The organism is Streptomyces sp. NPDC048278 (assembly GCF_040652195.1).
Lineage (GTDB): Bacteria > Actinomycetota > Actinomycetes > Streptomycetales > Streptomycetaceae > Streptomyces.
Genome location: NZ_JBEZLP010000022.1, coordinates 1 through 12082, shown reverse-complemented (window position 1 = coordinate 12082; position 12082 = coordinate 1). Strand labels below are relative to the sequence as shown.

At 71.9% G+C, this 12082-nt stretch carries 9 protein-coding genes; all 9 read left to right on the top strand.

What is annotated here, in order from left to right; all coding sequences use genetic code 11:
* The first annotated feature begins 30 nt into the window (after positions 1–30).
* The 9 genes from AB0D74_RS31590 to AB0D74_RS31550 all read left to right on the top strand — a co-directional run bounded on the left by AB0D74_RS31590 (position 31) and on the right by AB0D74_RS31550 (position 11980).
* Positions 31–693: a hydrolase gene (locus AB0D74_RS31590; protein WP_362594585.1), complete on the top strand. Its 663-nt coding sequence runs from the start codon at positions 31–33 to the stop codon at positions 691–693.
* A gap of 36 nt (positions 694–729) precedes the next feature.
* Positions 730–1254: a DoxX family protein gene (locus AB0D74_RS31585; protein WP_362594583.1), complete on the top strand. Its 525-nt coding sequence runs from the start codon at positions 730–732 to the stop codon at positions 1252–1254.
* Entirely contained in the window at positions 1235–1972 is a 738-nt protein-coding gene (locus tag AB0D74_RS31580; RefSeq protein WP_362594582.1) for a DUF1275 family protein, read from the top strand. Before AB0D74_RS31585 ends, AB0D74_RS31580 begins: the two co-directional genes overlap by 20 nt.
* A gap of 86 nt (positions 1973–2058) precedes the next feature.
* A complete protein-coding gene (locus tag AB0D74_RS31575; protein WP_362594581.1) occupies positions 2059–4008 on the top strand; it encodes an amino acid transporter in 1950 nt (649 codons plus the stop codon).
* 203 nt (positions 4009–4211) lie between these two features.
* On the top strand, positions 4212–6899 hold the full coding sequence (locus tag AB0D74_RS31570; protein WP_362594579.1) for a LuxR family transcriptional regulator: 2688 nt from the start codon (positions 4212–4214) through the stop codon (positions 6897–6899).
* 115 nt (positions 6900–7014) lie between these two features.
* On the top strand, positions 7015–9681 hold the full coding sequence (locus tag AB0D74_RS31565; protein WP_362594577.1) for an ATP-binding protein: 2667 nt from the start codon (positions 7015–7017) through the stop codon (positions 9679–9681).
* Positions 9682–9825: 144 nt separating this feature from the next.
* Entirely contained in the window at positions 9826–10791 is a 966-nt protein-coding gene (locus AB0D74_RS31560; protein WP_362594575.1) for a LysR family transcriptional regulator, read from the top strand.
* Positions 10792–10945: 154 nt separating this feature from the next.
* The gene (locus AB0D74_RS31555; protein ID WP_362594573.1) at positions 10946–11599 is read left to right on the top strand and encodes a BON domain-containing protein; all 654 of its coding nucleotides are present in this window, start codon (positions 10946–10948) and stop codon (positions 11597–11599) included.
* A gap of 111 nt (positions 11600–11710) precedes the next feature.
* Positions 11711–11980 carry a hypothetical protein gene (locus tag AB0D74_RS31550; RefSeq protein ID WP_362594571.1) on the top strand — a complete coding sequence of 90 codons (270 nt, stop codon included), beginning with the start codon at positions 11711–11713 and terminating at the stop codon, positions 11978–11980.
* The last annotated feature ends 102 nt before the right edge of the window (positions 11981–12082 follow it).

Here is a 12082-nt window from a genome sequence, read left to right as displayed (position 1 = left end):
CCGGCTCCCCACCCAGAAAGGTCCACCCTCATGGTAGATATCGCCGAGGTCACCGCGGCTCCCAGCCCCGACCTGCTCACCCCCGACAACTGCGCGGTGCTGTTCGTGGACCACCAGCCGCAGATGTTCTTCGGCACCGGAAGCGGCGACCGCACCGCCATCATCAACGCCACGGTGGGGCTGGCCAAGTCCGCCAAGGCGTTCGACGTGCCGGTCGTGCTGAGCACGGTGGCCGCCGAGTCCTTCTCCGGCCCGATCATGCCGCAGCTGCCGGCGGTCTTCCCCGACCAGAAGATCATCGACCGCACCACGATGAACGCCTGGGAGGACGTCTCCTTCGTCGCGGCCGTCAAGGCGACCGGCCGCAAGAAGCTCGTCATGGCCGGGCTGTGGACCGAGGTCTGCGTCGTCCTGCCGGTGCTCTCCGCACTCGCCCAGGGCTACGAGGTCTACGTGGTCACCGACGCGTCCGGCGGCGTCAGCCCGCAGGCCCACGAGCACGCGATCCAGCGCATGGTGCGCGCCGGGGCCGTCCCGGTCACCTGGCTGCAGGTGCTGCTGGAGCTGCAGCGGGACTGGGCCCGCACCGAGACGTACGGCGCGGTGACGGACGTGGTGAAGGAGAACGGCGGGGCGTACGGCCTCGGCATCGTCTACGCGCAGGCCGTCTTCGGCGCCCACGCCGCCGGCTGACCGGGACACGCGGACGTCAGGGACGGGCAGGGCGCGATGGACGCCGGACTGTTGGTGCTCCGGCTGGTGGTGGGGCTGCTCATCGCCGGCCACGGGGTACAGAAGGTGAGCTTCCGGCTCGGGGGCAACGGCTTGGCGGGCGGGACCGAGGAGTTCCGCCGCGACGGGTTCCGCGGTGGTCGGCTGACCGCGCTCGTCGCGGGCGTCAGCCAGCTCGGCTCCGGCCTGTTCCTGGCGGCGGGCCTGCTCACACCGCCGGCCGCGATGGCCGCCATGGGCGTGATGACGGTCGCGGCCACCGTGAAACGGCCCCATGGCCTGTGGGTGCAGCACGACGGCTACGAGTACCCGCTGGTCCTTGTCGCCGTCTGCGCCGCGCTGGCCCTCACCGGGCCCGGTCGCTGGTCCCTCGACCACGTGCTGGGCCTCACACCGTGGCCGGTGTGGGTCGCCCTCGCGGCGATCGTGACCGGCCCCGCGAGCGGACTGCTGACCCGCCTGGTACTGCACCAGGAAGCCACCGCACCGGAGGGGGTGTCCCATGCGCAGGCTGCTGACTGACGCCGCCCGCACGCTCGCGCCGCCGACGGGGGACCGCCACGGCCCGCTGCCTCCGCTCCTGCTGACGCTGACCGTGGTCACCGGGCTGGTCGACGCGGTGAGCTATCTGGGGCTGGGGCACGTCTTCGTCGCCAACATGACCGGAAACGTGGTGTTCCTCGGTTTCGCGCTGGCGGGCGCCCCCAGCCTGTCCGCGCTCGCCTCCGTCGTCGCGCTGGCGGCGTTCCTCCTCGGCGCACTGGCCGGCGGCAGGCTGGGAGGCCGGTACGCCGCGAACCGCGGACGCCTGCTGACGGCGACCACCGGCGCGCAGACGCTCCTGGTCGCCGTCACCGTCGCCGTCACGGCGGCCACGGACGGCGAGGTCACCACCGCCGTCAAGTACACGCTGATCATGGCCCTCGGGCTCGCCATGGGACTGCAGAACGCGGTGGCGCGCCGCCTCGCCGTCCCCGACCTCACCACGACCGTGCTGACGCTGACGCTGACGGGGCTGGCCGCGGACTCGGTCCCGGGGCCCGACGCGGCGCCGCGCCAGGGCCGGCGGATCCTGTCCGTGCTGGCCATGCTGGTCGGCGCCCTGGTCGGCGCGGCGCTCCTGCTGCACGGACATCTCGTGCTCGTCCTGGGCCTTGCCCTGCTGCTCCTGGCGCTCACCACGGCGGTGACCCGGCGTCTGTCCGCCACCGGCGCGCCATGGACCCGGCCGCCGTCCTGAGGCTCACGCAGTCTTGACCCCGTTCGGACAGAGGCGCCGTCCTCCCCGACGGGCTGGACCTGTCCCTCACCCGCCAGGAGCTCGTGATGTCCGCGCCCGCCCCCACTCGTACGAATCGACTTCACGCATGGCTCCTGGAAGGCCTGTCGGACATGGCCAGGCAGCAGACGGGGCCGCAGGCGGAGAAGCGCAGCGCCCACCAGGGGCAGCCCTGGTGGCGGGTGATGTGCCTCACCGGCGTCGACTATTTCTCAACCCTCGGCTACCAGCCCGGCATCGCCGCCCTCGCCGCGGGGCTGCTGTCGCCCGTGGCGACCATCGTGCTGGTCCTGGTCACCCTGGCTGGCGCGCTTCCCGTCTACCGCCGGGTGGCCGAGGAGAGCCCGCACGGTCAGGGCTCGATCGCCATGCTGGAGCGGCTGCTGCCCTTCTGGAAGGGCAAGCTGTTCGTCCTGACGCTGCTCGGCTTCGCCGCGACCGACTTCCTCATCACGATCACCCTGTCCGCGGCGGACTCCTCCGTCCATCTGCTGGAGAACCCGCATGCGCCGCACTGGCTGCACGGCCGGCAGATGCTCGTCACGCTGCTGCTCATCGCGCTGCTCGGGGCGGTGTTCCTCAAGGGGTTCCTGGAGGCGATCGGTGTCGCCGTCGCCCTGGTCGGCGTCTATCTGACGCTGAACGCGGTCATCATGGTCACCGGCCTGTGGCAGCTGGCGACCGAAGAGCACGTGATCACCGACTGGACCACGGCGCTCACGGCGGAACACGGCAACGTCCCGGCCATGATCGGCGTGGCGCTGATCGTCTTCCCCAAGCTCGCACTCGGCCTGTCCGGGTTCGAGACCGGCGTCGCGGTCATGCCGCACGTCGAGGGCGACCCGGGCGACACCGAGGAGCGGCCGAGCGGCAGGATCCGCGGCGCCAAGAAGCTCCTCACCACGGCCGCGCTCATCATGAGCGGGTTCCTGATCGCCTCCAGCTTCATCACCACCCTGCTCATCCCGGCCGAGGAGTTCCAGCCCGGCGGCGCCGCCAACGGACGGGCGCTGGCGTATATGGCGCACGACCATCTCGGCAGCGCCTTCGGCACCGTCTACGACGTCGCCACCATCGCGATCCTCTGGTTCGCCGGCGCCTCCGCCCTGGCGGGACTGCTCAACCTGATGCCGCAGTACCTCCCCCGCTACGGAATGGCTCCGCACTGGGCCCGCGCGGTGCGGCCCATGGTCATCGTCTTCATCCTGGTGGCGTTCCTGGTCACCTGGATCTTCGACGCCGACGTCGACGCCCAGGGCGGCGCCTACGCCACCGGCGTGCTCGTGCTCATCTGCTCCGCGGCCGTCGCGGTGACCATCGCGGCCCACCGGGCCGGACAGCGCAACCGGACCGTCGCGTTCGCCGTGATCTCGGTGGTGTTTGTCTACACCACCGTCGTCAACGTCGTCGAGCGGCCCGACGGCGTCAAGATCGGCGCCTGCTTCATCGCGGGCATCATGATCCTCTCCCTGGCCTCCCGGCTGGCCCGCGCCTTCGAACTGCGGGTCACCGGCGTGTCGTTGGACCCGATGGCGGAACGCTTCGTCCGCGACACGTCGCACCGCACCATCCGTTTCATCGCCAACGAGCCCGACGAACGCGACGCCGCCGAGTACCGGGACAAGATCCAGCAGATCAGGGCCGACAACGAGGTCCCGCCGGAAGACGACCTGATCTTCGTCGAGGTCACCGTTCCGGACCCCTCGGAGTTCGAGGCGTACCTGACCGTACGCGGCGACGTCCTGCACGGCCGCTACCGCGTGCTGACCGTGGAGCACTCCGCCGTCCCCAACGCCCTGGCCGCGTTCCTCCTGCACGTCCGCGATCTGAGCGGCCGACGCCCGCACATGTACTTCGAATGGTCCGAGGGCAACCCCTTCGCCAACTTCCTGCGCTTCTTCCTCTTCGGCCAGGGCGAGGTCGCCACCGTCACCCGCGAGGTCCTCCGCGAGGCGGAGCCCGACCGGGCGAAGCGCCCTCGCGTCCACGTCGGCTGAGCGCCGCCTCGGGCAGTGGCCGAGGCCGGCCGCGTGCAGAAGCGGGACGAACGTCGCCGGGCAGCATCGCCGGCGACGACGCCTCGGCGTTCACGTCGGAGTACGGGCATGCTCCGGCAGTCATTTGACTCAAGGCCCGCCGCTGAAGAACTTCTACGATTCCTGGAGAAGGGCGGAGCGTACCGGGAAGACTGGGGGGACGCATGCACGAGGCCGAACTCCTTGGACGCGACGGAGAGTTGAGGATCCTGCGGGAACTGACCGGGAGGCTGCCCGGTTCCGGTGGCGCGTTGGCGCTTCAGGGCCGCCCCGGCGTCGGCAAGTCCGCGTTGCTGCGGGCCGCCGCCGACCATGCCCGGTCCACGGGATGGCAGGTGATCGGGGCGGCGGGGCGCGCCGGTGGCGCACCCTTCAGCGGCCTGCGTGAACTCCTGCAACCGGTGCTCGGCTCGGCGGGCTCACTGCCCGCGGGACAGGACAGGGCCCTGCGGTCGGCGTTCGAGACCGGGTCGGCGCCGCCGCCGGAGACGTTCAGGGTGGCGCTGGCCGCGCTGAACCTCATCGCCGCGAGGGCGGCCGAGCGGCCCGTGGTGCTGATCGCCGACGACGTGCAGTGGTTCGACAGGCCCTCCCAGGAAGTACTGGCCTTCATGGCGCGCCGGGCCGATCACGACCCGGTCGTCATCCTCGCGGCCCTCCGCAGCGGATGGACTCTTCCGGGCATGCCGGTGCTGGACGTGCCGGTGCTGGACGAAGCCTCGGCGCGGCGGCTGCTCGCCCGCCGTGCGGCCGCGCTTCCCGCCGCCGTGCGCGAGCGCATGCTCGGGGAGGCACTCGGCAACCCGCTCGCGCTGGTGGAACTCCCCGCGGCATGGCACCCGGCCGGCCCTCCAGGCGCATGGGCCCACCTGCCGGTGAACTCCGCCCTGACCACGGCGTTCGCGGGCGGGCTCGGCGCACTGCCGGACCAGGCGCGGGACGCCCTGGTGATCGCGGCCGTCACCCACACGGGAGAACTCTCGGAAGTCCTGGCGGCCGCCTCCGTTCTGACCCGTCGGCCGGTGCCGGTGGACGCCCTCGACAGCGCGGTCGCAGCCCGTTTGATACGGCTCGACGGGACGAAGGTCCACTTCCTTCATCCAGTGGTCCGGTTCGCGGTGCTGGATGCCGAGGCCCCGGCCAGGCGGCGAGCCGCCCATGCCGCTCTGGCGCAGGTGCTGGCCGACCATCCGGACCGGTGCACATGGCATCGTGCCCAGTCCGTCAACGGCCCCGACGACGAACTGGCGGACGAACTGGCGGATGCCCACGTTCCCCTGCTCCGGAGTCACGGAGTCGTGGCGGCCATCTGGGCGCTCCAGCGATCGGCGCAGCTGACCACGGACTCGGCCACCCGGGGACACCGGTTGCTGGGTGCGGCCGAGCACGCGTACGGCCTCGGCCGCACACGCCTGACCCACGCTCTGATCGACGAGGCCGAACGCCAGCAGCTCGGCGGCACGGACCGGGCGAAGGCCGGGTGGCTGCGCGACATCTCCGAGGCAGGCCCGCAGGCGGAGCCGGTCCCGGCGCGCGCGCTCGACATCACCGAGCCCACGGCCGGCGATCCCGGCCTGGCTCTCGACCTGCTGCTGAGTGCGGCGCTGCGGGCACAGGGGGCGGATGCCGGCTCCGCCCGGCGAGCCGGCATCGTCGCGGCCGCCGACCGGCTGACGGCCACGGGCGACCCACGCCACATCGCGGCTCTCGCGCTGACCGAACCCGTGCTCCGCGGCCGGGCGGTGGCCGGCCGGCTGCCGTCGACCGCGGCGGTGTCGGCTCTCCCCGACGCGGACGGGCTGCGGCTGCTCGGTATGGCCGCGCACGCGATCGGCGACCCGATCCGCGCGGTCGACCTGCTCGGCCGGGCGGAACCGGTCTTCCGCGATCAGGGCCGGCTCGGCCTGCTGTCGGCCGTGCTCCTCACCCAGGCCGCCGACCTGCTGCTGCTGGGGGACTGGCCGCGTGCGGCGACCCTCGCCGACGAAGCGCGCCGGATCGTCGCCGAGACCCGGCAGCCGGGCTCCATCGCCGCGCTGACCGGCTTGGACGCGGTCGCCGCCGGGCTGCGCGGGGAAAAGGAGCGGGCATTGGAGCTGGCCGACACCGTGGCCGCATGGGAGCGCGCCGATCTGGTCCCGGGGCTGCGGCTGGCCCGCGGCCACGCACGGCTCGGTGCCGGGCAGTACACCGAGGCGTACGACGAGCTGAGGCCGCTGTTCGACCAGCCCCGTGAGCGTCTGACGTGGCAGAGCTTCACCGCGCTGATGCCGTTCGCCACGGCGGCGGACCGCAGCGGCGCCCGCCGTGACGCCGCGGACGTGCTCGCGGAGCTCGAGGAGGTCGCGCGCATCACCCCCGCCCCGCTGCTGCACGTCCAACTGCCGTACGCACGGGCCGTGCTCGCTCCCGAGTCCGCGGCCGAGGAGCTGTACATGGCGGCGTTGGGCCAGGATTTGGCCCGCTGGCCGCTCGTCAAGGCCCGGACGGAACAGGCGTACGGACTGTGGCTGCGGCGCCGGCGCCAGTCCGCCGAGGCGCGCCCGATGCTGCTCGCGGCGCGGACCACGTTCGAACTCGTCGGGGCCTGCGACTGGGCCGGGCACAGTGGCACTCAGGGAGCCGACGGCCCGCTCCCGTCCGTCGTGGACCTGTTGTCGCCGCGGGAGAAACTGATCGCCGGCCTGGCCGCGGAAGGGCTCTCCAACCGGGAGATGGCGGAACGACTGCACCTGTCGCCCCGTACGATCGCGGCTCATCTCTACCGGGTCTTCCCCAAGCTCGGAATCAGGTCGCGCGGTGAGCTGGGGTCCGTGCTGGAGCGGCCGGAGACGGCCGTGACCGACGGCTGAGACCAGCCCCGCGCCGCAGCACCGGATGAGCACCCGGGATCAGTCGGATGACCCAAGCCGCCGACCGCGCCGGGTGCTTACCGTGGCCGCACTGAGGGGTCGTCGGAAGGAAGCCATGGGTACGGCGATGCTGGTCGGAAGGCGGCGGGAGATCGCGGTGCTGACGGGGCTCCTCGACCGTACGCCGCCGCGGAGCGAGGTGCTGCTGATACTCGGGGATCCGGGCATCGGCAAGTCGTCGCTGCTCAACGAGGCGGAGTCCCAGGGGCGGGACCGGGGCTTCCGGATACTTCGGCTGGTCGGCGTGGAGGCGGAGGCAGGTTTCCCGTTCGCGGGACTGCACCAGATGGTCCGTCCGGTCCTCGACCGGGTCTCGCTGCTTCCGCGGAACGAGAGCGATGCCCTGTCGGCGGCGTTCGGGCTGGCCGAGGGCCCGCCGCCGGAGCCGTTCCTGATCTCCATGGCGGTCGTCAACCTGCTGGCGGCCGTGGCGGAGGACGAGCCGGTGCTGGTCCTGGCCGACGACGTGCAGTGGCTGGATCCGCAGTCGCACGAGGTGCTGACGTTCGTCGCGCGGCGCGTGACCGGAGCAGTAGTGATCATCGCTGTGATGCGCACGGGCCACACGGGCCCGTTCCTCAACGCCCGTTTTCCGCAGCTGGACGTCGGCGGCGTGGACGACGACGCGGCGGCGCGGATCCTGGCGGATCACGCCCCCGGGCTGGGTCCGGCCGAGTGGCGGCGCATCCGGGACGAGGCACGCGGTAATCCGCTGGCGCTGCGGGAGTTGCCGGTCGCCATGACGGCTCTGCGGCCGGGCGGCGGCGCCCGGCTCGTCGCGGACGCCGGCCTGCGTCCGCTGAGCCTGTCCGACCGGCTGGAGCACGCGTTCGCGGGGCGCGGTGCCGAGCTGCCCTCGGCGACCCGGGACGCCTTGCTCGTCACGGCCGTCGATCCGACCGACGAGCTCACCGAAATCATCGCGGCGGTCTCGGTCCTGCGCTCGGACGAGGTCACCCCCGAGGTGTTCGCCCCGGCGCAGGCGGTCGGGCTGGTGACCGTGCGGGACGGCCGCGTCGCCTTCCTGCATCCCCTGATGCGGTCGGGCGTCCTCCAGGCCGAAACCCTGGCCCGGCACCAGTCGGCCCACAGCGCGCTGGCCGATGTCATGGCCGATCCCTACCGGCGGACCTGGCACCGGGCCCAGTCGATCGTGGGCCCGGACGACCGGATCGCCGACGATCTCGAGGCCAACGCCGCCCAGGCCCTGCGCCGGGGCGCGGTGATAGCGGCGATCACCGATCTGGAGCGGTCGGCACAGCTGACGAGCTGGTCGGCGCGGCGCGGACACCGGCTGCTGATGGCCGCCGAGCACGCCTTCGGACTGGGCCGTGGCGACATGGTCAACGCGTTGCTCCAGTCGGCGGCTAGGACCGATCTGACCGACCTGGACCGGGCTCGCATGGAATGGCTCCGCGAGATCTTCGACGACGGCATCCCCGGCGACGCCGTCCGTGTCAGCGAGCTGTGCGACATCGCCCTGCGGTCCGCCGCCGCGGCCGATGCCGATCTGGCGCTCAACCTGTTGTTGGGGGCGGCCCTGCGCTGTTGGTGGGCCGACACCGGGCCGGCCGCCCGGGAGCGTGTGGCCGACTGTGTCGACCAGCTGCCCGAGGCCGCGGACGACCCGCGCTGCGTCGCGACCCTGGCGGTGGCGGAACCGGTACTGCGTGCCCGGCAGGTCATGGACGCGCTCAACGCGGCGGACCCCGGCGACGACGCCGACGTCCTGCGGGTCCTGGGCATGGCGGCGCACGCGGTGGGGCACGAGGCCCTGGCGGCCGAACTGCTCGTGCACTCCGAGATGACGTTGCGCGAGCAAGGCCGTCTGGGTCTGCTGTCCCAGGTGCTGTCCATGCAGGTGATGATCCACCTGGTGCTCGGGGACCTCGTGCGGGCGGCCGCCGCGGCCGAGGAGGGCGAGCGGCTGGCCGTGGAGACCGGGCAGCCGGTGTGGCGGACCGGGACGCTGGTGTGCGACTCCGTCCTGAAGGCGCTCCTCGGCGACACACAGGAGGCGCTGCGGCTGTCCGCCGAGGCCGAAATGGAAGCGGCCCGCCGCCTCCTGAACGACCTGCTGTCCTGCGTTCAACTCGCCCGCGGGGCCGCGTACCTGGCGGAAGGCCGGAACCGGGACGCGTACCGGATGCTGCGGCGGGCGTTCGATCCGGAGGATCCGAGCTTCCACCAGCGGGAGAGGTTCACCAGCCTGATGTTCCTGGCGGACGCGGCTGTACGCGCCGGCCACCGCGAGGACGCCCGCACCGTGGTGGCCGATCTGGAACTCCTGGCACAGGAGACGCCGTCACCGATCCTGCACGTCCACCTGTCGTACGCCCGCGCTGTCCTGGCCGCCGACGAGGACGCCGAGGACTTCTACCTGGCGGCGTTGCGGAAGGACCTGTCGAGCTGGCCGTACGCCCGCGCGAAGATCGAGCTGGCCTACGGCTCCTGGTCGCGCCGCCTGGGGCGGCTCGACCAGGCACGGTCGCTGCTGCTCTCGGCGCAGTCCGCCTTCGACCGGATCGGCGCGCTCCCGTGGGGCGACGAGGCGCGGCTCGAACTGCGGGCGGCCGGAGCCCCGCTCGTCTGGCCCGACGCGTGCGCAGCCCGGTTCGCACAGATCACCGAGCTGGCCGCGCTGCGGCTGACCGACGACGAGATAGCGCAGCAACTCAGCCTGCCCACCGCGGTGGTGACGATGTACCGCGGCGGAACATGATCCGGCGACCGCGGCGGTGAAGACACCGCGGCAGTCGGATGACGCAAGCCCGGCGCCCCGGCTTCCGGCACCATGACAGGAGTCCGCTTCTCACAAGTCGCCGGATGTGACCGCATGGAAACAGCCGAGAACGGATCGGATTTCTTGCTCGATTCCGAGGATTCGGCGCCCCAGGGCATCGAACTCCGCCATCTGCGCTATTTCGTGGCGGTTGCCGAGGCGGGCACCTTTACTCATGCCGCGGAACGCATGTATGTAGGGCAGCCGACACTGAGTCAGCAGATTCGGCGCCTGGAGGAATTCGTCGGCACACCGCTGCTGCAACGACGGCGGGAAGGCGTACGGCTGACCGAGGCCGGCATCGTACTGCTGGAGGAATCCCGGGCCGTCCTCTCCCTGGTCGATCACGGAGTGAGCAGGACCCGGCGGGCGGCCGGTCTCGGCCGGTCCCGCCTGCGCTTCATCGTCCAGCCGCACCTGCCGTCCACGCTCGCCGCGGAAGCCGTCTCCAGACTGCGCTCCGCCGCCGCCGATGTCGACGTGACGTGGCTGGAGACGGCGCTGGACGCGGAGTTCTCCTCGATCCTCGACCGGCGGGCCGACGCCGCTCTGGGCTGGATGAGCCCGGCCGACCGCACGCTGCCGGACCCTCTCGACGTCATGGAGATCGGGGTCTTCGAACCCGAGGTCTGGGTCCCGGAACAGCACCCGGCGGCCGCGCACGGAGGCATCGGCCTCGACGATCTCGCCCGCATGGACATCATCCACGGGCCGCGCCGCCTCGATCCCGGAACGTACGACGCATGGCGCACCGTGCTGCGGACCGGCAACCCGCGCTTCGACTTCACCGACCCGCCGTTCAGACAGTCGCTGCCCATGACGCTGGCCTTCGCCGCGACCGGGAGCCGGCCCAGCGCCGTCCTGACGGGCCCGTGCCACCGCGTGGGGAGCGAGGCACGGCCGGCGACCGACGCCGCGTGCCACCAGATGGTGCCCGTCCGCGTCGAGCGGTCCCGGCTTTCCGCCACCGCCGGTCTGGTGTGGAGCGCGGACCTGCCCCGTGAAGTGCAGCAGATGCTTTTCGACACCGCGGAAAACATCGCCGTCTGAGCCGGAGTCCCAACCGCAACCGCGGAACACGAAATCCATAGAGCCGACCAATACCAGTATCGTCGGGATCGCTTTCACGGACACCGGGGTTTCGCGGTGAACTGATGACGGCGCAGAAATGCGCGGCCCTCACCCGGAACGGAAGGATCCCCCGATGGGTAAGACCAAGGACATCCACCAGGCGGTCGACGCGGAACTCGCCTTCGACCCGTTCGTGGACGCGACGGACATCACCGTCCACAACCTGAACGGCGAGGTGAGGCTCACCGGCACCGTCCCGAGCTACCTGCAGTACGTGGAGGCCGCCGACGCGGCGCGGCGCGTCGCGGGTGTGACCAAGGTTCACAACCACCTGGAGGTGGTGCTGCCGCCCGAGCACTACCGCGACGACGCGACGCTGGCCGCGACGGCGAACAACGTGCTCCTGATGAACATCGCCGTGCCGCTGGGCGTCGAGGCGACCGCCAACGACGGCAATCTGACGCTGACGGGCATCGTCCGGTACGGCTCCGAGCGCGGGGCCGCCGAAGACGCGGTCTCCGGGCTCACCGGCGTGCGCAACGTCAAGAACAAGATCGACATCGCCGACGACGCCGACCCGGTCGACGTCACCCTGCTGGTCCAGGACGCGCTGGACCGCAACGCGCTGATCCTCGACGACAGCGACGTCGGCATCACCACCAACGAGAACACGGTCGTCCTCACCGGCCATGTCCGCACCTGGGCGGAGCACGACGCGGTGATAGCGGCCGCCTGGATGGCCCCGGGCGTCTACGACGTCCAGGACGACCTCTACATCACCGGCTGACACCCGGTCGGCGAGAGGGCTGCACCAGGGCCGGTTCCCCGGGAACACACCGTGGGACCGGCCCGCTCTCTTCGCCGGCCGTCCGACCAGGACGACAGGAGGAAGCACACCATGCACGACACCGCGCGATCCCGGGCGAAGGAGTCGAAGGACCACGGCTGGTTCCGCGAGCCGGGCACCGATCTCGAACACCTGCTGCGGGACGCTCTCGCGCTGATCGCCGGCACCAAGCCGGTCTCCCGCGAACCCGAGCACCATCACCGGTTCCACGACGCCCCGCGCCACAGGCTCGCCCGTTCCGCGGGGCACCTGGCCGGCTACACCCTGCTCGGCTACATCATCGTCCACCAGCGGCGAAGCCTGAGGCACCTGGCCGACTGAGCCGGTGTGCCACGTCCCGGCGCGGCCTGCAGGCCGCTGCTGCACCTTGTGGTCCGGTCCCTTGCGGACGACCAGGGTGGCCCGGCCGCGGGTGGGGGCGAT